Raw genomic sequence first — 22,814 nt, forward strand, 5'->3', positions numbered from 1 at the left:
TAAAAAGTCAGCTTACGACTTGAGTTTAGCTGCGAAGTCCGGTCCGCCGTACAAGGCCGCGTCGCCTAGCATTTCTTCGATGCGTAGCAACTGGTTGTACTTGGCCATGCGGTCACTACGACTAGCCGAACCGGTTTTGATTTGGCCGGTGGACAGTGCCACAGCCAAGTCAGCGATGGTGCTGTCTTCGGTTTCGCCGCTACGGTGACTGGTCACTGCGGTGTATCCGTTGCGACCGGCCAATTGAATCGCGTCGATCGTTTCGGTCAGTGAACCAATTTGGTTGACTTTGATCAGAATGCTGTTGGCAATTCCCTCGTCGATGCCTTTTTGCAGACGTGTGACGTTGGTGACGAACAAGTCGTCGCCGACCAGTTGGACTTTGTCACCGACACGCTGGGTCAATTTCTTCCAGGTGTCCCAGTCGTCTTCGTCACAGCCATCTTCGATGCTGCAGATCGGGTACTTGTCGCACCAATCGGCCAAGAAGTCGACCATTTCGTCGCCGGAAAGCTGCTTGCCGTCGATCGAGTACTTTTGCTTGTCTCGGTCGTAGAATTCGGTCGATGCAGCATCCAACGCGATCCAAACCTGTTCGCCGGCTTTGTAGCCCGCTTGGTCGATCGCTTGCATGATCACATCCAAGGCTTCTTGGTTGCTCTTCAAATCGGGAGCAAAACCACCTTCATCACCGACGGCCGTGTTGTAGCCTTTGCTGCTCAAGACCTTTTTCAGATTGTGGAAGATCTCGGTGCCGCAGCGGAGCGCGTCGCTGAAACGGTCAAAGCCCAGTGGCATGACCATGAATTCTTGGATGTCGACCGAGTTGTCGGCATGTTCGCCACCGTTGATGATGTTCATCATCGGAGCGGGCAACAGACGGGCCCCGACACCACCCAAATAGCGATACAGAGGCTGGCCGGTCGAAGCCGCAGCGGCGTGTGCGGTGGCTAGCGAAACCCCCAAAATCGCGTTGGCACCAAGGTTGCTTTTGTTGTCGGTACCGTCCAGCGACAACATTGCACCGTCGATTTCGGCTTGGTCCAGCGCGTCCATCCCTTGCAACGTTTCGGCAATCTTTTCGTTGACATTGGACACAGCGGTTTGCACGCCTTTGCCCATGTACACGGATTTATCCCCGTCACGTAGCTCCCAGGCTTCGTGAGCACCGGTGCTGGCACCACTGGGAACGGCGGCCCGTCCGTGCGCGCCGTCTTCCAACAGGACTTCGCATTCAATGGTGGGATTGCCGCGGCTGTCCAAAATTTGTCGGGCGTGGATCGCTTCGATCAGCGTCATCAGAGGACCTCTCGAGATTATCAGTGGGTTGAGACGGGAAATTGTTTTGTGGGGACAGTTTTGCGACGACACGGGCGCGCCTGCGCTTGTCCAATTGGGCGGCATTCTGTCCAATGCGGACCAAAGTGGCTACCCGCCCAGTATTTTTGACGCCTTTTACGCCGTTCCACACTCTGCAATGTTCACTGGCCTGGTCGAATCGATGGGCGAAATCGTTGAAATAGTCGACGATCCACCGGGAAAACGCATCCGCGTCCGATCTGAATTGGTCGCCACCGATGCATCCTTGGGCGACAGCATCTGTATCAATGGGTGCTGTCTAACCGTCGTCGCCATCGACGGTGAAACACTTGATTTCGAAGCCGGCCAAGAAACGCTTTCGCGGACCAATTTGGGCCAACTTGTCACCGGCAACCAAGTCAATTTGGAACGGTCGCTGGCGGTCGGCAGCCGGATGGGCGGCCACTATGTCAGCGGACATGTGGACACGCTTGGCCGCCTGGTCGAAAGATCCGAAGACCCGCCGTGGGCCAATCTGCGATTTTCACTACCGCCACAATACGCGTCGCAGGTCGCCGCCAAAGGCAGCATCGCCATCGATGGAATCAGTTTGACTGTCGTGGACGTTGATCAGGATTCATTTTCCGTCGCGTTAATCCCGCACACACTATCGGTGACGACGTTGGGGCAGCGAAAAATCGGCGACGCGGTGAATCTGGAAACCGATCTATTGGCCAAATATGTGCAGCGCTCACTCGGATTGCTGCACGACCAACCGCAACCATCTACCTGATACAGCTCACTCGTGAATGAACCCCGTCAAACGGCGTCTTACCTTTCAAAGCGACTGGCCGCAGCCGGTTTGCGCCCGGTTTCGAAATATGGCCAGAACTTTTTGATTGATCTGAACCTGGTCGATCTGATTGCGAATTCCGCCGAACTGCGAAAAACGGATGTGGTGTTGGAAATCGGGACCGGCGTCGGTTCTTTGACATCGCGATTGTCGGACCTGGCCGGCGCGGTGTTATCGGTTGAGATTGATTTGAACCTACACCAGTTGGCCAGCGAAGAATTGGCCGGGCGGCTAAACGTCAAACTGATCCAAGGCGATGCACTGCGAAACAAAAATGCCCTTCGCGGTGATTTGATGGAACTGATCGCAGACGCGATGGCCCGAATCGGTGACGAAGCACGGTTCTTGTTGGTTGCCAATCTGCCCTACAACGTCGCCACTCCGATCATCTCCAACTTGTTGCACGAAACCCCGACACCGGACGCGATGGTGGTGACCATCCAGAAGGAGTTGGCAGATCGAATCGTTGCCGTACCCAGCACCAAGGATTACAGCGCGCTAAGCATCTGGATTCAGTCGCTGTGTGATGCCGAAATCGTCCGAGTACTTGGCCCCAAGGTGTTTTGGCCTCGTCCCAAAGTCGATTCCGCGGTGATTCGACTGGTGCTCGACCGCGAGCGGCGCGACGCGATTCCGGACCTGGATTATTTCCATCAAACCGTCCGCGCGCTGTTTTTTCACCGTCGGAAATACTTGCGTAGCAATGTCATTAGCGCGATGAAAAATCGGTTGAACAAGAACCAGGTCGATCAGGTTCTACAATCGCTGGGGCATGGCGAGACCGCTCGAGCCGAGGAGTTGACGGTCGCACAAATCCAAGCCTTGGTCGAGGCGCTGCGACAGGCCGAAGCGCAGCAAGGCTAATGGCAGGCCCCGGCTGGGGCAACGTCGGTCGGATCCTTGGCGGGGCCTGCAACGATGCGACACCGCAGGGGAAACTCCCGGCGTGATCCTAAACGCTTTTTTCTTTCCGTTGGACTTCGATCTCGGCCAACGAATACAGCTTGCCGTTGCCGGCACCCGGGCATTCCTCGCAGGTTTCTTTCCACGCGGTTTTTGATTCCAGCGTGGAATCCCAAAACGGCCATGTCCGGCATTGGACCGGACGGGCTTGGTAGACCAGACAGGTGCGGTTCTCCGGATCCAGCAGGATGCAATCGCCGTCGGGGTATTCCATCAAACTCTTTTGCGCACCGACGCGTCGGATAAACTTCGACTCGAACTGATCGATCGACAGGTTCATCGCAGCGGCCATGCCGCTGATTTCGTCTTCATCCACCCAGACGAAACCGGGTTCGCCGCTACAACAGGCACCGCACTGGGTGCATTCGAATCGCAAGCCGTTTTTGTACCACGGGGCGCGAGAGCGAGAGGCTGATTTTTTGCCGGCCATGTTGCGGGTTAGAAATCGGTATCAGGGGGGTGACGGATAGGGGCGGCGCGAGTGTGCGTTGCATCGGCGTGCGATGTCGGACGAAGTCAGCAGAAAACCGAACCGTCAAACGCGATCACGCGCCGATTGTAACGGATCGCCGAATCATATCACCCGTCTTTAAACAGGCGAAGGAAAAACCACTGGACAAACTTTGGCGGTGCGGCAGAGTTTGACGAGTTCAACTCTTGCACGGCAAGCTCGACTGCAGGTCTCCCTCCCCAACGCCCGCAGTCGTGCCTTGTTTTCGGCGATCGTCCGACGTGCATTTTCAAAGCAACGCTAACGGAGCTAATTGCCGTGAAGCTTTCCTACCCGTTGGACCCCGTCGGCAGTTCGCTGATGTCGCATAACCGAGCCCTTCATAATCCGCCGATTGCCGTGCCCAAACCTGGACTCCCCTCCCACCAGACCGCCGCGATCAAAACGGATTACTTGCTGGTATGCAATGCCCACTCGACCACACTGGTCGATGGACGCTGGCACTTCACGCTTGAGGCTGCCGACGGGGAATTGATTTTGGAAGCGGACGATCACGAGGTTGGCGATTTAAACCGCTTGACTCTGTTGGCCGCCGTGCGTGGGCTGGAGGCCGTCGAAGGCCCCAGTGGTGTGACGTTGTTGAGTAACAATCGTTACTTGATTCGTTCACTGTCAAACTCGTTACCACGCTGGCGGCAAAACAATTTCATGTGGGAACACTTCGGTCGTCGGATCGATGTTCAGCACGCGGATTTGTGGCGTCGGATTGATCACGCCTTGGCGATCCACCGCGTGCAAGCCTGTCTGGTCAGTTCCTGTCTGGTCAGCCACGGCCAACGCGAACCGGCAGCTCCAGCGGCTGAATCGCCACAGTTGCGGGTGGACCGCCCCAGCCTGCCTACTGGAGCAGGCCATTCGGGAGCAGTGCCGGCACCGAGTGACCGATTGCGTGGTTTGCTGCTCGGTCGCGGCGCGGCATCACCCTCGCCGCGGGTGCCACGACGACGCGGGCGGTTTACGGCGGAAGATCTGGAATCGACTTGAATCGATCTTCCGCCGACGGTCACACGCCTGTTTTTTGCGGGGCGAACGTCGCCCTCGAATTCACCCACAGGTTCGCAGTCCCTGTGCCAATCTGCGGCCCGTGCTTGCTCCATTTTCTCTCGGATCCAGTTTTCGCTTGACCATGCAAACCCAACTTTCACTCACCGATCTCGGACGACTCGTGGGCGGTGACATGGAGAATCCCGGTTCCATTTTGGGCGCTCACCGCGTCGATTATCGAGGCACGCCGGCCACGGCGATTCGCAGCTTCCTGCCGGAGGCGCAGTCGGCTTGGGTGGTCGACCGGGCCAGCGGAAAGCGTCGTCCGATGCGTAAACTGCATCCAGCGGGATTTTTCGAAGCCATATGCGACTTGTCGGTCGACGGCTCGACAATCGGGCATAATGATGCAACGACATCACCGCCGCACCCCAATTATCGAATTCAAATGGCTGACAAGACCGGCAAAGTAATTGAGACGCAGGATCCCTACTCCGTTCCCTCGATTTTGACCGACTATGACCGCTATCTGCTGGGCGAGGGAAAGCATCACCGGCTGTTCGAATCCCTGGGCGCCCAACTGCGTACGGTCGACAAAACCGACGGCGTTAATTTCGCCGTTTGGGCTCCCAATGCACGAATCGTCCAAGTCGTCGGCGATTTCAATGGCTGGGACGGCCGCGCCCATCAAGCCAAACTGGATCAGTCGGTGGGCATCTGGGAATTGTTCATCCCCAACGCCAAAGAGGGCCAGAAGTACAAGTTCCGGATTCTTGATTGTAACGGACACTGGGTCGACAAGACCGACCCCTGTGGCTTTGCCGCAGAACTGCCGCCGTTGACCGCGTCGATCATCACCGACCTGGGCAAACACAAATGGGACGACAGCGAGTGGATGGAGAAACGTGCCGGCGTCGATCCGATGCATGCTCCGATGAACGTTTACGAATGCCACTTGGGAAGTTGGCAGAAAGGCCGCGGTCGCACTCACGGTTGGCTGGATTACCGTGACCTGGCGCGCCGCTTGGTCGACTACTGTCACCGCATGAATTTCACTCACGTCGAATTATTGCCGGTGACCGAGCACCCCTTCACCGGATCATGGGGCTACCAGACCGTCGGCTACTTTGCTCCCACCAGTCGCCACGGAACCCCCGAAGACTTCATGTTCTTCGTCGACTACCTGCACCAAAACAACATCGGTGTGTTAGTCGATTGGGTACCGGCTCACTTCCCCAAAGATGCACATGGATTGCGCCGATTCGATGGCAGCGCGTTGTACGAACACGCCGACCCGCGACAAGGCGAACATCCGGACTGGGGCACGATGATCTTCAACTTCGGACGAAATGAAGTCCGGAACTTTCTGATCGCCAACGCGATGTTCTGGTTGGAAAAGTATCACATCGACGGGATGCGTGTCGACGCGGTGGCATCGATGTTGTACCTGGACTACAGTCGCGAAGCCGATGAATGGATTCCCAACCAATACGGCGGTCGAGAAAACTTAGAAGCGATCGAGTTTCTGCGCGAATTCAACGTCGCCGTTCACGAACACCATCCCGGCGTGGTGACGATCGCCGAAGAATCGACGGCTTGGCCGGGCGTATCGCGTCCGATTTATGACGGCGGGCTCGGTTTCACCTACAAGTGGAACATGGGTTGGATGAATGACACCTTGGACTACATGCATAAAGAGCCGATTCACCGCGGTCATCATCAGAATGAACTGACGTTCAGCATGATTTATGCGTTCACAGAAAATTTCATGCTGCCACTGTCGCACGATGAAGTCGTCCACGGCAAAGGGTCATTGATCAGCCAGATGCCTGGCGACATGTGGCAAAAGTTCGCAAACCTGCGACTGCTGTATTCCTACATGTGGACTCATCCGGGCAAAAAACTGTTGTTCATGGGGGGCGAACTGGCTCAGTGGAACGAATGGAACCATGACGATGGTCCCGATTGGTTGCTGCTGGATTTTGAAACGCATCGCGGCATCCAAGAACTGGTCTCGGATCTGAATCAATTGGTGGTGACTCATCCAGCGCTGCATCAACTGGATTTCAGCGGCGACGGTTTTGAGTGGGTCGATTGCATGAACTGGCAAGAGAGCACGCTGGTGTACCTGCGAAAGGGACTGGAGGGAACCGATCCCATTTTGGTCTGCTGCAATTTCACCCCCGTCGTCCGCCGAGGCTACCGAATCGGTGTCCCGAAAAGCGGATTTTGGAAAGAAATTTTCAATAGCGACTCGGACCGCTACGGCGGCAGCAATGTTGGGAACTACCCGGGCTGTACAACGACCGGCGTCGAACACCACAGCCGTCCCGACAGCATCACCATTGACTTGCCGCCACTGGGCGTGACCATGTTCCGGTTGGAAAACTAGTGGTGCCCCCACCCGTGCATCTGCCCAGCAATCAATGTTAAAATCATCAGCTGCGTCACGTCACACGGCTTTGAGTCCCGACCGGTTTTACAGATGCCAGTCCAAATGCAACTTGCTCGGATCATTATTTCCGAGCTCACCGAAAGCCAAGTCATTTATTTGCGCGAGGTCGATGGCGAACGCGAGTTTCCGATTTTGATCGGAATTTTTGAAGCGACCAACATCGATCGCCGTGTCAAAGAAGATGGTTATCAACCACCGCGGCCGTTAACGCATGACTTGGTGGTCCGAACGGCCGAAGCACTTGGGGCGACAGTGCATAGCGTGGTGATCAGCGATCTGAGTGATCAGACCTACTATGCCCATTTGAAGTTAGAAACCGATGATGGGGAGATGATCGAAATCGATTCGCGGCCGAGTGATGCGATTGCGGTCGCGGTGACCTTCTCGCCGCCGCTGCCAATCTTTGTCGCCGAACATGTGCTGGACGAAGCCACCTCCAGCATGCCCTAGTGGTGCCGCACCCGCGTTGTGAAGTTGCGCTTTCGCGTCAGGCATTTTTTTGGGTAACCCGACGCGTCAGCGAGGGATCCCGTTAACACCTTAAATCCCTCGCTGACGCGTCGGGCTACCATCAAAGCGCAACTTCTAAACTCACGCGTCGGGTTGCGATAAAATCACAGCTTCGAGACGCGCTGGCCTGTCCCACGTTTTTTACCGCAACATCGACATGCAGATCTTAAAGACCCCCGAACAAGTCTATGCGTTTGTTTGGGGGCTGCGTCGCCAAGGGGCGAGCGTGGGAGTGGTGCCGACGATGGGCGCGCTGCATGCGGGACACCTTTCGTTGGTCAACGCGAGCCAGCAGTATTGCGATCACAGCGTCGCTACGATTTTTGTCAATCCGACTCAGTTCGCTCCGGGTGAGGATCTGGACAAGTACCCGCGGACATTGGAGGCGGACTTGGAAGGATTGGCGGCATCGGGCGCGGCCGCAGTGTTTCTACCCGAACCGCAAGTCATCTACCCGCCTGGATATAGCACAGCGGTGTTACCACCGGACGTCGCACGATGTTTGGAAGGCCAGTATCGTCCGGAACACTTTCAAGGCGTCGCGACGATCGTGCTGAAACTGTTTCATTTGATTCCGGCGACACATGCTTTCTTTGGCCAAAAAGACTATCAACAGTTGCGTGTGATCGAGTCGATGGTACGCGATTTAAATGTGCCCATCGAAATCATTGGTTGTCCGATTGTGCGCGATCCCGATGGGCTGGCAATGAGCAGTCGAAATCGATACTTGAATCCTTCCGAGCGATCCCGAGCGTTGCGGTTGAGCCAGGCTCTGGATCGAGCCGAATCGCAACTGGCCACAGGTGAAACCGATCCTAGGATCATTGAACAACAAATGCGGTCGGTCTTGGACGGTGGCGATTCCCACCAAGGTGTCGATTCAATTGACTATGCGACGGTGGTGGATTGGCGATCTTTGCAACCAGTCGACAAGATTAGTGGCGCCGTGGTGGCCTTGATCGCGGCGCATGTCGGATCGACTCGGTTGATTGACAATCGCCTCTGGCCGCGTACAACCTGATCAACAAATTCGTCTCCTTCTAACTTGTTTGAATTGATGATTGAACGCATCTTGGTCACCGGCGGCGCAGGGTTCCTCGGCTCACATCTGTGTGAACGCTTGGTCGACCAAGGACACGACGTGATTTGTTTGGATAATTTCTTTACCAGTCAAAAGTCCAACGTCGCCCATCTGCTGGATCGTCCCAATTTCGAATTGATTCGGCACGACATCACGCTGCCGATTTTTTTGGAAGTCGACCAGGTCTACAACATGGCTTGTCCGGCCGCGCCGGGACATTACCAATACAACCCGATCAAGACGATGAAGACCAGCGTGATGGGGGCGATCAATATGCTGGGCATCGCTAAACGCTGTGGTGCCAGAATTTTGCAAGCCAGCACCAGTGAAGTTTACGGCGACCCTGAAATTCATCCACAGGTCGAATCGTATCGCGGCAGTGTCAATCCGATCGGCATCCGTGCTTGCTATGACGAAGGCAAGCGGGCGGCGGAAACCTTGTTTATGGATTATCACCGCAGCAACCGGGTTGACGTTCGCATCGTGCGAATCTTCAACACCTATGGACCGCGAATGCATCCTTTTGATGGTCGCGTGGTCAGTAATTTCATTCGCCAAGCACTGGTCGGCGAAGACATCACGATCTTTGGCGACGGATCACAAACGCGATCGTTCTGCTATCGCGATGACCTGGTGACCGCAATCATTGCGATGATGAACCATGACGACTTTGTCGGCCCCGTGAACATTGGCAACCCCGATGAATTCACGATTCGCGAACTGGCCGAATTGGTGATCGAGCTCTCGGGTTCCTCTAGCAAGTTGGTGCAACGACCGTTGCCCTCGGACGACCCGACACGTCGACGCCCAGATATTTCGTTGGCCAAACGAGAACTGGGTTGGGAACCTAAAATCAAGTTGGCCGATGGATTGAAACAAACGATTGAGTGGTTCCAATCGATCGATTTGGGCGACTACCGACCACCGACGCCGAACTACAGCTGAACTGCCAAAGCGATTTAGCTGATTTTCATGGGCAGTTCGCGACTCTTGGGCCAGATCTGGACGATCGCCCCCTGGTCTTCTTCGGCGTCATCACCCAACGGGTACGATGCGATCTTGCGTAATTGCAAATTACCCATCAACCCGTGATGGCGTGCTTCGCTTCGTTCTTCGACCCACTTGGGGCCTTTGATCAACAGCATCCGATCGACGCTGGACCAGTGCGGTTCGATCCAGCGACAGAGTTTGGTGATGCTACCGACGGCGCGGCACACCAGGCTGCTGAAACGAAAGTCCGTCAACAGATCTTCGCCGCGCGCGGAATAGACCGGCACCGGCAAATCAAGTTCGGCAATGATTTCACCTAAGACGCTGGCACGCTTGGCCACCGATTCGGCCAACGAAACGTCGATGTCGCGACGCAAAATGGCTAATGGAATGCCGGGGATACCGTTTCCACTGCCCAAATCCAAAACCTCTTCGGCCGGATCCAAGATCGGCGCCAGCTGCAAACAATCCCGCAGATCACGCCCGACGAACAGATCCCAGGTCGTATGACGCGTCAGGTTCAATTGCTCGTTCCACCGCCACATCGCCAAAGCGTAGGCTTGCAACTGCTCGGCAACACTCTCATCCAACTCAACGGAGTGGTTTTCCAAGGCTGCGGCGAAATCGGGATCCAGTGGCATGGGCTAGCTGTCGTAAATGAATAAAACTTTTTGTCAGATGCATGATGATGTAATTGCAGTCGTTTGGGAACACGCCGAAGCGAATTGACGGCAAGCGAATTGAGGTCTCAGACGCACACACCACTGCTCCGCCAGGTCTGTGCCGCGTAGAATCGCTGCACCGATAAAATCAGTATCTCCATAGCCGCAGCCATTTTGCGGTCACGAAACGTACGGAAACGAATCCCAGATGGCTCGTAACGAACAACTCATTCGTCAACACAAATTGCTCCAGCTTTTGGAACTGTCGCGCTTCGGCCGCACTTTGGAAGAGCTGCGCGGGGACCTGGTCGCCGATCTGGGGCTGACCAAACTGCATGAACGAACGGTGCGGCGTGACTTGGAAGCGCTGCAAGCGGCCGGTTTTGACATCCAGTCGGAAACCGTGCAACGCGGACGCGTTTTTAAACTGGGGCAGAATACGACCGACGTCCACGAAATCGGTATTTCGGCAACCGAATTGATCGCCCTGTCGATCGGCCGCGAGCTGCTGTATCCACTGATGGGCACGCAATATTGGCGGGGAATCGAGACTTTCTGGAATAAAGTTCAGGAAGCCGTGCCCAACGGAGTCTTTGACCATTACGCGCGTTACCGGGCAGCGCTGCACGTGTTTGGGTCACCCACAAAATCGTATGAACGCCAAGAAGGCATGTTGAAAACGATCAATCGGGCGATTCTGGAGCACCGAGTGGTCGAAATCGAATACCAGTCGATCGGCAAACCGGTTTCGACGCGGAAAATCGAGCCGTATGGCTTGGCGGTGTATCAAAGCAGCATCTACGTGATCGCAGCTGCGCCGGAGGTGACCGAGAGCGATCAACGGCTAAGAAACTGGAAGCTCGATCGATTCCAACACGCCACGCTGCTGGACGATTACTTCAAACCCGATCCGGAAATTGATCTGTCGAAATACCTGGGTCGTAGCATCGGCATCTTTTCTGGCGACTCCCCGACTCTGGTGCGGATCAAATTGGGCAAACGCAGTGCCGCCTACGTTCGCGAGGACCCTTGGCACCCCGAGCAACTACTAGAAGACGCAGACGATCAATCATCCATCCTGACGGTCCCCGCATCGCATCCGCGGGAGTTGTTGCCCAAAGTGCTGTCGCTTGGGGCGGATGCAGAGGTGATTGAACCAGCAGAATTTCGTACCACCATCGCCGACGCGGTGCGATTGATGGCCGAAACGTATCAGCAAAATCACACCGATCAGTGATCACAACCTGTCATTTGAGGCGCGTCGGTCGTGCCAGTTGCACCTGGGTCCGTGCGGAGCAACATCGATTCCACGCGATCCATCAATCGTTGTGCGTCGTCAACGCAACCGACTAGCTCATCAGAGGCCGAGGCGACAAACTCGGCGTTGCAATGTCGGCACGCCACCATGCGACCTAACAGTGATCCACGAATTTGAATTCGGCGTCCGCAGGTCGGACAGGATCGTATAAAGCGAACGAGACTAGTTGAATTCATCACCCACTCCTGATTAGAAGAATTCTTAGACGAGCGGCCCCAAGGGAAAGAATCTATCCCTTCAGTCGGCATTAATCAAGCTTAAATTTACAAAGGCACCAAAATGAGCCGTTTACAGAGAAATTTGTGTTTGGCTGGAAAAGCACCGCAGTTGTTCCATATTGAAGCTTCGCTTTTGTTGTGACCCGACGCGTGAGCGAGGGATTTTGGGTGTTAACGGGATCCCTCGCTGACGCTTCGGGTTACCAAAACCCATTGTTTGACCACATCTGGATAAGCCCACTTCATTTCCGAAGCCGGCTACGCTCCATTAACCCCTATCATCGCGTGCTGGCAAGTGTGCAATTGTGCGGCTGCCGAGGTGATACTTCTTTTTCTGTCGTTTTCCCGCTGCCACATGCCAAAACAACCCGCCCATTTCATCGCAATCGACGGTATCGACGGCGTTGGAAAAACAACCCAAATCGACGGTTTGGCTGACTATCTGGACAGTCTGGGACTGAGTCATGTTCGCACGAGAGACCCTGGAAGTTCGGAAATTGGAGCCAAATTGCGGGAATTATTGCTCGATAGTCGGCTGAGTATGCACCGCCGAACCGAGGCGATGCTGTTTATGGCCAGTCGCTGTGAGATGGTCGAAAGCACCATCAAACCCACGCTTGCGGCAGGCACCAGCGTGATCTCAGACCGGTTTTTGCTGGCAAACGTGGTGTATCAAAGCGTCAGTGAAACGGAGCAGACGATTTCGCCCGAATTGCTGTGGCAAATGGGTGATTTGGCCAATGGTGGCCTGCGACCGAATTTAACGATTTTGCTGGACATGCCCGCTGCGGCCGCATTGCAACGCATCGGACGTCCAGCCGATCGGATGGAGTCCCGTGGCGCAGAGTACATGGAAGCGGTCCGCCAAGCCTATTTGACCCAATTGCCCTCAGCAAGCCGCTGCACGGCAGTGGTCAACGCGGATCAGCCGTTGGAACAAGTCCAAGCCGATTTGCGTGCCGCCGTGAAATCTTATTTAGATGGCGCCTGAAATCATTGTCGCCGATCGCTGCGTCGATCCAACGAGATCGAATGAATTGCCTGGCTGTAGAGGATTTGAAGCCAGCGCTTTCTTAATCCCAGCGGGCGGCACATGTACTGCCGGCGGCGTTAGTCGCCGGATTCAGCGTGATTGAGTCGCGGAGCGACGGGAGTCGATAGCCTGGTGGCGTCAGCCCCAGGCCTTGATCGTCAAAGAATATCAACGAGCCCCGGAGGGGCGGTAGAGAATGTCGTTCGCTCCGCGACTGCGCGGTATGTCGTCGCTAAATCCAGGGGTTTCACCCCTGGCTAACGAATGCCATCGCGCCGCGATTGAGAACCGGCGGACAGCCGAGGTGGTTGCCTAAAAGAACGGAGGCGACCACAGCACCGTCGCTCCTGCCTGCTAAAAGCGCTGGCTTCAAAACGCAGCAGGCCAGCTACAGTTAGCGTGCGACGAGGGTTGCGCCGCGTACTTTGGTCTGATCAAAATGCGCCAGCGGTTGAAACCGCAATGGCCCGCCGCCTAGTGATTTGGTTTCGACTGTGACGGTTCCATCGTCACCATCCAGTGTGGCGACGGTTGTTCCCCAGTGCAGAATGTCAATTTTGTTAGCCCCAGGACAGCGGAGCTGAATTTCGATCGGCGCTGCGTTGCTGCCGTCGTCGGCGTCAGTTTCGGAGCGCTGCGGTGGCTGCGCGAGTTCGGCAACCGGCGCGGGATGATCGCCCTGAACATCGATTTCAGCGACAAACGACACTCGCGGCTCGGTACGGTCTAGCCCCGTCAGAGTGACTCGCAAATCAAAAACACCGGACGAATCGGGGGGCCAATTGACTTCGATGTTGGGAACCGGTGGCGTGGTTTTAAACCGGCGATCATCGATGGAAACTTCGATCGTCCGCGTTGGTGTTTTGGGAACCTTCAAACCCAGCGACCGACGAGACATCCGGATTCGCTTGGTGCCTTCGGTGATCAATTGAAAGTCGACAATTTCGTCGGGAACACGACTAAACGGCTGGGCCAGCGGATCACCGACGATCAACAGTTGGTAGGGCGATGCGATCGATTGGTAGAACGATTCGATTGCGGAGAGTCCGCGTGCATAGTAACCGTACATCATCGGCGTCGGGAATTTAAATGGCAACGAATAGGGTTCGGCCACAGCACCGCTGGACATGGCCGCACCGGCACTCAGAAAATCCGTCAGCTTGGTTTGCCCGGCGACGTTGAAAGCTCCGCCATAGCTGGTCAGGTTGTCGGCAATTGCGCCAGGCACCATCGTCCAGGGCGCTGCGTAGACGTCGACGGTTGCCGCGCCCACCATTAGTCCAGCGATTGGCCCCGCTTTGGTAGGCAACCCACCGCGAAAGATCTCGGTTTCGAATTGATGCTCTTGCAGATACACGATTGCATCGACCACGCTGGGAAAGCGAGTCGTCGCGCGCACGCCTTTGCCGCCGGCGAACGCGAACCGTCCGGCGGGGAAGGTGCGATCACAACCACTGGATCGCTGCAAGATTCTCACCGCGCCGCTGAGGGTCGAACCGCGCGGATCGACAACGGCAAGGGTGCAGGACAACAGGTAGGGAATGCCGCCTTGTTTCAGCGAGACTCGGCTGCCGGACAACGTCCACCCGACACTCGCTGAAAACGCTTCGGGTCCCTGCCAGATGGTGGGGCTATCATCCAACAGCGGCATTGTTTTGGCGATTGCTGGATCATCCAGATGCGATTGCAACGACGGGGTTTCTTGCAAGTATCTTGCCGACCACCAACCGGCTTTGATCGCCGCGCGAATCATTTCGACGGCTTTGGCGGACTGGTCGTCTTGCGACAACGCCTCGGCGGCGCGGATTGCGATCGCAGGCATATCGGGATGTGCCTGTTGCAGCTTTTGCCAAATCACTGCTGACTCGGCAAACTTTTGTTCCTCCAGCAACTGATTCGCTTGCTCGAATTCCGCTTTCGTTTCTCCGCTAAACGGATTGATAAAGTGGCGGATGAATTTCCCGCGGGCATACAGGTTCGCGCCAAAACTGAGGTACCCTGGTTCGTCCGACAAGACATAGCGATAAAAGTAGGTCAGCCCGGTGATTGATGCCGCCGCCCCCTGGTACTTCTTGGTCGCTTCGTCGGTGATTTTTTCGGTATGAGTGGGGATCCGCACGGCAGTGGGGAAATCTGCCGAGTAAGCGATCACGCGAGCACTCGACGCGATCCCACGCGCATTGATCTCAGCCAACACCGGTTTCAAAATCTGATCGCGGAACGGGTCCAAATCGATCACCAGCCCCTCGGGAACCTGATTCAAAACGATCACGTTCTTGGTCGGAATCTGTCGCAAATCGGCGTAGTGGTTCGCCAGCGTGCGCGAGACGGCTGAGCCACCGTTGACCACCACAACGACATTTTCACTGCTCATCCCAGCCAGCGCCGTCTGGCCTAGTCCGAGCACGATGGCCGTCGCCAAATAACAGCCACGGACGACAGCGGCGACGCTCATCTGCCGCACCAAAGGGGGGACCCGACCTCTACCGGCAGAGCGAAGCGTCAGAGCGTGTGCCAAAAGGAGACTCATTCGTGACGACCGGAAATTGGAGGCGGGGGATCCCGTTAACACCCTAAATCCCTCGCTGTCGCGTGGGGTTGTGATAAAAACGCAACGTGAAAACGGGGGCGTAAGGGCTTCACCAGTGTAGCGCGCCGCAATCGCCAGCAGTGCGTCGACGTGAGTGTCGGGACGAACAGAATCGATTTTAGCGACCACCGGCCGCAGAAACATTTGCCTGAGCCGCAGAATCCGTTCGATTCAGGGGCCGACAGTGACTAGTCTGACGTGGTTGAGATTCGTATTGGTCGGTTCTGCGCGGGGGCAGTCAACGGTCACGCTTTCGTCGGAATAACACAGATGCCCTCACCACTTTTCTCTCGTCTGCTCGCCACAGTCGCGATCGGATTCTTATTCACCGCGCCCGCTGCACGAGCGGACTTCGTGCTGACCATTGGCAGTGGCACGATCACAGCCGATGGGAATTTGACGCTGGATGTGATGATTGAGAACGACGATCCCAGCGAATCGTTGTCGTATTTTGAATTGTTTTTGGAGATCACCCCGGTCGCCGCAACCGTGGGTACGACCTTGCAGTTCGCCGCTCTTCAATCAGAAGCGTTCTTGATGGACACAGATTATGTGTTCGCACTAACTAGCGATGCAATTGCCAGTGGAGGAAGCACCGTTGACTTTAACGGTGGCAACACACTCACTCTGTATGATTTCGACGAGGACCTCAACGGCGTCCCCATAGCCACTTCAAAGCTACTGGCATCCTTCGATCTGTCGCACAGTTTGGGTTCAGCTACCGCCGCCGACGCCGCAGGAAACCAGTTCGAAGTTTCAGTCAACACTGATGATTCAGTTTTTCTTAATGAATTTTTGGAAGAGACTGACTGGAGTACGAACACCGGATCCATCACAGTCGGTGCGGTTGCGATTCCCGAGCCGGCGTCCGTGGCGTTGCTGACGATTCTCGCCGGCGGAGCTTGCCTGCGTCGTCGTCGCTAATGTGATGGATCGTCAATGGTCCGGGCTCACAGAGCCCAGCGACAGGAAGATTGCTGGTTTCACTGCCGCAATTGACCTTTCTGGTTGGCTTGCCAGACTTGCCTGGAATTCATTTCCATTGCGGTCAACCAACCGCCGCCATAGCAATAGGTGTCCAGACAGATCAGGTGGCCAGAATCGACGATTTCTCCCTCGCGATTCGCCGTGTGTCCGACGACAGCGGTTTGCCCGTCCTGGTGTTGCGGTGGGATGCCATCGGTCAACGAGTGCCAGCGCAACATTTCAATCTCTTGTTCGGGCAGCGGCACCTCGGGGTCGTAGGCGGCGTGGGTGAAAAAGAAGTCTTCGACCGAGTAATAATCACCAAGTGAATCGAAAAAACTCTGGTGATCCGGCGGCAAAAAATTCAAATCACCGTTGAATCCATAGCTCTCCAGCGTTTCCAGACCGCCGTATCGCAACCAGGCATGGTGGGAACCGCCGCGCTGCAGCACTTCGAACATCATTTCTTCGTGATTGCCAATAATCCCTACCAATTGGGTGCGATTGCCTAGGTCAATCAAGGTGTCAATGACGCCTTTGGAATCGGGCCCGCGGTCGACGTAGTCACCCAGGGTAACGATCGTGTCGGAACTGGCCGGATTAATTGCCTCCAGCAACGTCTCCAAAGCGGTACGACACCCGTGAATGTCTCCAATTGCGATCAATCGATGCGTCACAAATCTTCCTACCAAGCCGGTGTGTTGAACCAAATGGAGCGGCCAAATCGCCGTGCCCCCCCAAATGCGATAAAATGGGTACAAATCGCCCCTTGTCGACGTTCAATCGACAGAGGGAGGGGCTGGTGAGCCGTCGATTAACCCTTTTCTGCGTTGAAAGTTAGTGAAAGCTCAGCGACACTGTCTAGTGAGCCACACTAGGTTTACACGCGAACACTGTTTCAAATGTTCTCGGCAAGTCTTCCAGGATCGGATATTAGCATGAGCAGCACTGAACCTCCCAGGTCCAATCGCGACGGAAATCCGTCGGAGTCTGCCGGTTCGCCTGTGCCCGCTGACGCAAATATTCCAGCGGCCGAAGCCCAGCCGGTCGATGCCTGGGACGAGGAGGAAATGGAGGAGGAGCCGGTTCTACAGACCGATGAATCGGCGGCCTTTTTCGGTAGTATGGCCGTGCACGTCTTGATCATCGTCTCGCTGGCCATCATGCCGACGCGGACGTTCAAGGACGAACAAGCCGTGGTGTTGGTCTCGCCCCCGGTGGAAACACAGTCCGAACCGCTGATCGAAGAAGTCGTCTACAGCGAGATTCCGGAAATCGAAGTCGGTGCCAACAGCACCGCAGATTCTGACATGGCAGACGCGTCGGCAGAAATGTTTGCCGAAGTCGCTGAAATCCCCAGCCCGGTCGAGCTGGAGCAAAGTGATTTAGGCAAGATCGAAGTCAATCGGATCTTTTCACAGCCAATGGCTCCGATGGATCGGCTGACCAATCAAAAAGGCACCGTCGGCGAAGGGGCAACCGGTGCAGCCGGTGCAGTGGATCGATTGACATTTGAAATTCTTAAATCGATGGAAGAACGCCCGACCCTGGTTGTCTGGTTGTTCGACCAAAGTGGATCGTTGCACCGCCAACGGCGTGAGATTCGCGATCGATTTGATCGCATCTACGATGAACTGGGAATCGTGGCCGACGCCCATTCGAAAGATGACCAACAGGCCGCTGCCAAACGTCGTGGCATGAATCATGACGCTCGCCTACTGAACTCAGTGATCGGCTTCGGCGACAAAATCACGCTGTACACGGAAACGCCGACCGAAGACGTTCAAGAGGTCAAAGAGATCGTCGATAATATCGAAACCGATTCCTCGGGCGTCGAACGTGTGTTTGCGGCTGTAAAGAGCGCCGCTGACAACTACAAATCACTGCGTCAAAGTCGCGGCGGAAACGGCCCCCAGCGAAACGTGATGCTGATTGTCGTGACCGACGAACGAGGTGATGACGAAAACCAAGTCGAAGACGCGATCGAGGTCTGTCGCAAGTATGGTATGCCAGTTCATGTGATCGGAGTCCCCGCCCCATTTGGCCGTCGCGAAACGTTGGTCAAATACATCGACCCGGACCCCAAATTTGACCAAACACCCCAGTGGGCTTCGGTCGATCAAGGGCCGGAATCGTTTTTGCCGGAACGGGTGAATTTGCCGTTCACCGCGAACTTTGAAGAAGAACCGACGATTGATAGTGGTTTCGGCCCCTATGCGCTGACCCGATTGAGTTACGAAACCGGCGGAATCTACTTTAACGTTCACCCCAACCGGAACGTCGCTCGACGCGTGCAAAAGCGCGACGTCGCGGCCTATGCATCCGAGATGGAATACTTCTTTGACCCGGTCGCAATGGCTCGCTACCGACCGGATTATCTATCGCCTCGCGATTATGTCACCAAAGTCAAATCCAGCCCGCTCCGCAATGCCTTGGTCACCGCAGCACAAATGAAGCCGGTGACCGGCATCACCCGTCCGCGTCTGCGTTTCATCGGCACCGAACAAGCGCGTTTGGCTGCGGATCTAACACGCGCTCAACAGGACGCCGCGCGGCTGGAACAACCGCTGATGCAAATGGCGTTGACGTTGCAACCCGGCATGAAACAGCGTGAGAATGAAACCAGTCCACGCTGGCGCGCGGGCTACGATCTGGCCATGGGCCGCGTCTTGGCACAAAAGGTCCGGACGGAAACCTACAACGCAATGCTGGCCAAAGCCAAACTGGGAATGGCGTTTGAAAAAGAAAAGAACAACACTTGGATCTTGGAACCGAGCGATGAAGTCACCGTCGGCAGCAAGTGGAAACGCGAAGCGGAAACCGCGCGGATGTTGTTAGAAGCGGTCGTCCAAGAGCACCCCGGCACGCCGTGGCAACTATTGGCTGAAAAGGAACTGGAAGTTCCGATTGGCTGGAAGTGGACCGAGGATTTCACCGATCTGTCACCGCCCGCACAACGAAATCCGGGCAATAACAACAACCCCCGTCCTCCCAAGGACGACATGAAACGCATGTTAAAGAAAGCGCCGACGCGTCCGGTGCCGAAACTGTAAAACGTTTCCAGCACAGGCCACGGTCTTCTATATGGGCTTCAACCGTCGATGGCGCCACTCGGCACTAAACCGATGGAACTGCCGATCCCTATGGCGTAGTTTCACCAGCGCATGAAATCATTAAGGATTGGGAGCGTCACGCCCCAAAGGCCCTGTCCAAAATTCTTGGCGACGGCGCCGGCACTGGGTCCATGCACATGCCAGTCGCGCGAAAGCCTGCGGACCACGAAAGGTGACCCAAACCAGGTAGGGCAGGATCAAAAGTGAGACTGCTACCGAGTGTACGGCCAGAATCAGGTCTAGATTGGCAAGGCTAGACAAAGCCGGAATCGCCATCATTTGGAGACGGATCAATCGTGGAATGGAAAACATCAAAGCGATTGCGGCTGTGAGAAACAATATTCGACAGATGCTGAATTGGAACCGCTCCTCAGATTGGCGACGCATTGGTTCATCGGATTGGGAAAACGGCAGAATTAATTCTCTCCATTGACCGGTATTGTCAACGAAGTATGGCTTCGGCGTTTGTGCAGCCGAAGCAACGGGGCGAGTGAGGAGCCCACCGAAAATTGAACCCAGCACCGCGCCTAGCGAGCCGCAGAGGATGGCGGAACCGTTGATCTCACGCGTGTAGAGTGACATCACCCACTCAAAACTCCAGCGATTCGTTGCCAGCAGTGGAATCGCCAACACAACCGCGCCGAACAACGCACCAGCAAGATAGCCGACATAGAAACCGGTTCGCGAACCGTCAAATGTCACGCGGAGCTTTGCAACAGAGATCGATAAGACCCAGAACACGGTGACGCCGAAGCAGGCTCCGCCGAAGGCAAGCAAGCACAGAGCATTCACTGGAAAAAAGTAGAAGTAGCCGCCGTTTCTTAGCGTGAGATAGACTTCCGGAAGACAAAGGAAAATGAGCGATGGCACCAAGTAACACAGGCTTCCAGACACGGCCCCGGTCATAAAATAAGATTCGATTGGTCGCTCCCGCCGTCGCAGTTGCGTTACGACATAGGTTTCGAGATCCGTTTTTTCTGCAATCATGTTTGAACTCAACTGCAATCGGTGTTGTGGCGACCACGGCAGTGGATCATTTGAAAACGTTGATCGCTAAATTCGCGGTTCGATGTAGAAATCGCGATCGGCCGAGTTGCTACGCGGATACCATTGTTGTACCTGCTGTTGCTCAGATTCACTGAACCATTGACGAGGAACCAACATCACCAATTTTCCGCGACGCAGGACTGCTTGCAGCCCTTGATCGGACCAGCGGAAGTGTTTGGCGCCATCGCCATGATAGGCGTAACAGGTCCGATAGGGCTTGGTCGTGATCACCACAGCGCTGGGACTAACAACGATTTTAAACTCGCCCAGATCGGCTCGTCGCGTCAAAACTCGCCACCCGGCCGGTAATGCGGCGCAGACGCCTAACAGCGCCAGCAACATGTCCCAGCGGAACACTGCGGCGGCAAAAAAACAAACTGAAATGAATCCCATCCCCAGACTGAACCACACCGAATCGCTGTGATAGCGGGTGCCACGCAAATCACCTGAAAGCAATCGGCCGGACACTTCGATGCACGGTTGCAAATTGGAAAACTGATGCATCACGTCCAGTGGAATCCAATTCGCCGGTTGCTGATCAGGGGCAAGCGAGCCCAATTGATCCGACAACGTGATTTGAACCGGTTCGAACGCGAACGGCAGCAGCAGGTCGATGGATTGCTGGTCGGTTTGGACCTGCACCGGAGTCAGTTTGGCGGTCAGCGATCCGGCCGGACCCTTGACGGCAACAAAGTCTGATTTCACCCATCCAGAAACCGGGCCGTCAAACGCAGGAAACAATTTCGGAAACTGCGTCCCACGACGAAACGTCGACTGAAAGATCCAGGACATCAGCACACCCAAACCGACCGGGATCGTGATCACCAGCACACCCTTCATTCCGATCGCAATCGGTAGTGAAAGCAGACACAGCAGCGCCAGCGATGTGATGTAGGGTGCGCTGCCCACCGAGCGTCTGGCCCGAAGACCATCAGGGGACCAATCAGATTGGAAACGAAGCGGTGGATCGTTGTCACCGCCCAGATCAAATTGCGAACCCGAGTCCCGCCCAACCGACGCATCGCGAGGCGGTTGGTAGGGATTGATCGGCTGCGAATTAGGCACTGATCGTCGCTTGGAAGCGATCAAACAGATAGTGGCTGTCGTGCGGCCCTGACGAAGCTTCGGGGTGATGCTGGACGCCAAACGCTGCGGATTCGCGATGCCGCAAGCCGGCAATCGTGTCGTCGTTCAAATTGCGGTGGGTGATTTCCAGACAGTCCGGCAACGAAGCCTCTTCGACGGCAAAGCCATGGTTTTGCGTCGTGATTTCTACTTTGCCGGTTTCCAAATCCAACACGGGCTGGTTGGCACCGCGGTGACCAAATTTCAGTTTGAACGTTTTCGCTCCGCAAGCCAGTGACAACAATTGATGGCCCAAACAGATGCCGAACACCGGTGTTTTGCCGATCAGTTCAGCAATGGTTTTTTGTGCGTATTCCAACGGTTCCGGATCGCCGGGGCCGTTGGAGAGGAACACACCATCCGGTGCCAGGTCCAAAATCGCTTGGGCGCTGGTGTCACCAGGAACCACGGTGACCTGATTTCCGCGGGACACGAAATGGCGTGGAATGTTCCATTTCATTCCAAAATCCATGCAAACCACATGCGATGCGTTAGGCTTGATCGCGTCGCCGCGACGGCTGATTTCGACCGCCGTCCAATCGTCTAGCTTTCCGTCCCATTGAATGGATTGTTTCGGCATCACTTCGCGAACCAGGTCACGACCCACCAATCCCTCGGACTGTTTGGCTTTTTGGATCAACGAATTGTCGTCTAAATCGATGGTCGACAAGATGCCTCGCATCGCTCCCTTTTCGCGAATCCGTCGCACCAGGGCTCGGGTGTCGATACCAGAAATTGCGACGATCCCATGATCGGCTAAATAACCACCCAGCGGCCCTTCGGCGCGGTAGTTACTAAACACACGGCTTTCCTCGCGAACAATGAATCCCGACAAGGACGGTTTTTCGTGTTCGACGTCGATTGAATTGACGCCATAGTTGCCGATTTCGGGATAGGTCATCGCCACAATTTGGCCGCGATAACTGGGATCCGTTAAAATTTCCTGGTACCCGGTCATCGAGGTATTAAAGACCACCTCGCCGGTGATCTCGCCTTGAGCTCCGAAACCGTTTCCCGTGTAGATCGTGCCGTCTTCGAGTGCGAGTTTTGCGAGAGCAGTCATTTTGGAAAGTGGCAGCTAGTTTGAGCGTGAAGG

At 55.6% G+C, this 22,814-nt stretch carries 19 protein-coding genes; 11 read left to right on the forward strand and 8 right to left on the reverse strand.

What is annotated here, in order from left to right:
• Window positions 1-12: 12 nt before the first annotated feature.
• Window positions 13-1,299 (reverse strand): phosphopyruvate hydratase, encoded by a 1,287-nt coding sequence (eno, locus tag NHH03_RS02735; RefSeq protein WP_253154206.1) that lies wholly within the window; start codon window positions 1,297-1,299, stop codon window positions 13-15.
• Window positions 1,300-1,477: 178 nt separating this feature from the next.
• Between eno and NHH03_RS02740 the strand changes: the two genes are divergently transcribed.
• Entirely contained in the window at window positions 1,478-2,092 is a 615-nt protein-coding gene (locus NHH03_RS02740; protein ID WP_315861421.1) for a riboflavin synthase, read from the forward strand.
• 12 nt (window positions 2,093-2,104) lie between these two features.
• A complete protein-coding gene (gene rsmA / locus NHH03_RS02745) occupies window positions 2,105-3,016 on the forward strand; it encodes a 16S rRNA (adenine(1518)-N(6)/adenine(1519)-N(6))-dimethyltransferase RsmA (protein ID WP_253154208.1) in 912 nt (303 codons plus the stop codon).
• Between the two features lie 88 nt (window positions 3,017-3,104).
• On the opposite strand, the gene NHH03_RS02750 is transcribed toward rsmA, so the two are convergent.
• A complete protein-coding gene (locus NHH03_RS02750) occupies window positions 3,105-3,491 on the reverse strand; it encodes a YkgJ family cysteine cluster protein (protein WP_253154209.1) in 387 nt (128 codons plus the stop codon).
• Between the two features lie 393 nt (window positions 3,492-3,884).
• On the opposite strand from NHH03_RS02750, the gene NHH03_RS02755 reads away from it, so the two are divergent.
• The 5 genes from NHH03_RS02755 (at window position 3,885) to NHH03_RS02775 (ending at window position 9,601) form a co-directional block, all read left to right on the forward strand.
• A complete protein-coding gene (locus NHH03_RS02755; RefSeq protein ID WP_253154210.1) occupies window positions 3,885-4,610 on the forward strand; it encodes a ribonuclease HI in 726 nt (241 codons plus the stop codon).
• A 142-nt stretch (window positions 4,611-4,752) separates the two neighbouring features.
• Complete coding sequence (gene glgB / locus NHH03_RS02760; protein WP_253154257.1) at window positions 4,753-7,002, forward strand: 1,4-alpha-glucan branching protein GlgB; 2,250 nt, start codon at window positions 4,753-4,755, stop codon at window positions 7,000-7,002.
• Between the two features lie 93 nt (window positions 7,003-7,095).
• Entirely contained in the window at window positions 7,096-7,515 is a 420-nt protein-coding gene (locus tag NHH03_RS02765) for a bifunctional nuclease family protein (RefSeq protein WP_253154211.1), read from the forward strand.
• A gap of 217 nt (window positions 7,516-7,732) precedes the next feature.
• Window positions 7,733-8,596, forward strand: a complete 864-nt coding sequence (panC, locus tag NHH03_RS02770; RefSeq protein WP_253154212.1) for a pantoate--beta-alanine ligase — start codon at window positions 7,733-7,735, stop codon at window positions 8,594-8,596.
• A gap of 36 nt (window positions 8,597-8,632) precedes the next feature.
• Window positions 8,633-9,601 (forward strand): UDP-glucuronic acid decarboxylase family protein, encoded by a 969-nt coding sequence (locus tag NHH03_RS02775; RefSeq protein ID WP_253154213.1) that lies wholly within the window; start codon window positions 8,633-8,635, stop codon window positions 9,599-9,601.
• Window positions 9,602-9,615: 14 nt separating this feature from the next.
• Here NHH03_RS02775 and rsmG read toward each other — a convergent pair whose 3' ends face one another.
• Window positions 9,616-10,287 (reverse strand): 16S rRNA (guanine(527)-N(7))-methyltransferase RsmG, encoded by a 672-nt coding sequence (rsmG, locus tag NHH03_RS02780; RefSeq protein WP_253154214.1) that lies wholly within the window; start codon window positions 10,285-10,287, stop codon window positions 9,616-9,618.
• 229 nt (window positions 10,288-10,516) lie between these two features.
• On the opposite strand from rsmG, the gene NHH03_RS02785 reads away from it, so the two are divergent.
• Both NHH03_RS02785 and tmk read left to right on the forward strand, forming a co-directional pair.
• Window positions 10,517-11,545 (forward strand): helix-turn-helix transcriptional regulator, encoded by a 1,029-nt coding sequence (locus NHH03_RS02785; protein ID WP_253154215.1) that lies wholly within the window; start codon window positions 10,517-10,519, stop codon window positions 11,543-11,545.
• A gap of 654 nt (window positions 11,546-12,199) precedes the next feature.
• Window positions 12,200-12,835, forward strand: a complete 636-nt coding sequence (gene tmk, locus NHH03_RS02790; RefSeq protein WP_253154216.1) for a dTMP kinase — start codon at window positions 12,200-12,202, stop codon at window positions 12,833-12,835.
• Between the two features lie 436 nt (window positions 12,836-13,271).
• Here tmk and NHH03_RS02795 read toward each other — a convergent pair whose 3' ends face one another.
• A complete protein-coding gene (locus NHH03_RS02795; RefSeq protein ID WP_253154217.1) occupies window positions 13,272-15,332 on the reverse strand; it encodes a hypothetical protein in 2,061 nt (686 codons plus the stop codon).
• Window positions 15,333-15,737: 405 nt separating this feature from the next.
• On the opposite strand from NHH03_RS02795, the gene NHH03_RS02800 reads away from it, so the two are divergent.
• Entirely contained in the window at window positions 15,738-16,391 is a 654-nt protein-coding gene (locus NHH03_RS02800) for a PEP-CTERM sorting domain-containing protein (protein WP_253154218.1), read from the forward strand.
• 59 nt (window positions 16,392-16,450) lie between these two features.
• Here the strand turns inward: NHH03_RS02800 and NHH03_RS02805 are convergent, their stop codons facing one another.
• The gene (locus NHH03_RS02805; RefSeq protein ID WP_253154219.1) at window positions 16,451-17,110 is read right to left on the reverse strand and encodes a metallophosphoesterase family protein; all 660 of its coding nucleotides are present in this window, start codon (window positions 17,108-17,110) and stop codon (window positions 16,451-16,453) included.
• 261 nt (window positions 17,111-17,371) lie between these two features.
• Between NHH03_RS02805 and NHH03_RS02810 the strand changes: the two genes are divergently transcribed.
• Entirely contained in the window at window positions 17,372-19,486 is a 2,115-nt protein-coding gene (locus NHH03_RS02810) for a vWA domain-containing protein (RefSeq protein ID WP_253154220.1), read from the forward strand.
• Between the two features lie 120 nt (window positions 19,487-19,606).
• Here NHH03_RS02810 and NHH03_RS02815 read toward each other — a convergent pair whose 3' ends face one another.
• From NHH03_RS02815 to carA, 3 genes are all read right to left on the reverse strand, one after another.
• The gene (locus tag NHH03_RS02815) at window positions 19,607-20,533 is read right to left on the reverse strand and encodes a hypothetical protein (protein ID WP_253154221.1); all 927 of its coding nucleotides are present in this window, start codon (window positions 20,531-20,533) and stop codon (window positions 19,607-19,609) included.
• A 66-nt stretch (window positions 20,534-20,599) separates the two neighbouring features.
• Window positions 20,600-21,658, reverse strand: a complete 1,059-nt coding sequence (locus NHH03_RS02820; protein ID WP_253154222.1) for a hypothetical protein — start codon at window positions 21,656-21,658, stop codon at window positions 20,600-20,602.
• The gene (gene carA, locus NHH03_RS02825) at window positions 21,651-22,781 is read right to left on the reverse strand and encodes a glutamine-hydrolyzing carbamoyl-phosphate synthase small subunit (protein ID WP_253154223.1); all 1,131 of its coding nucleotides are present in this window, start codon (window positions 22,779-22,781) and stop codon (window positions 21,651-21,653) included. Before carA ends, NHH03_RS02820 begins: the two co-directional genes overlap by 8 nt.
• Window positions 22,782-22,814 lie beyond the last annotated feature (33 nt).

The sequence above is a fragment of the Stieleria tagensis genome, from assembly GCF_024129865.1.
GTDB classification, from domain to species: domain Bacteria; phylum Planctomycetota; class Planctomycetia; order Pirellulales; family Pirellulaceae; genus Stieleria; species Stieleria tagensis.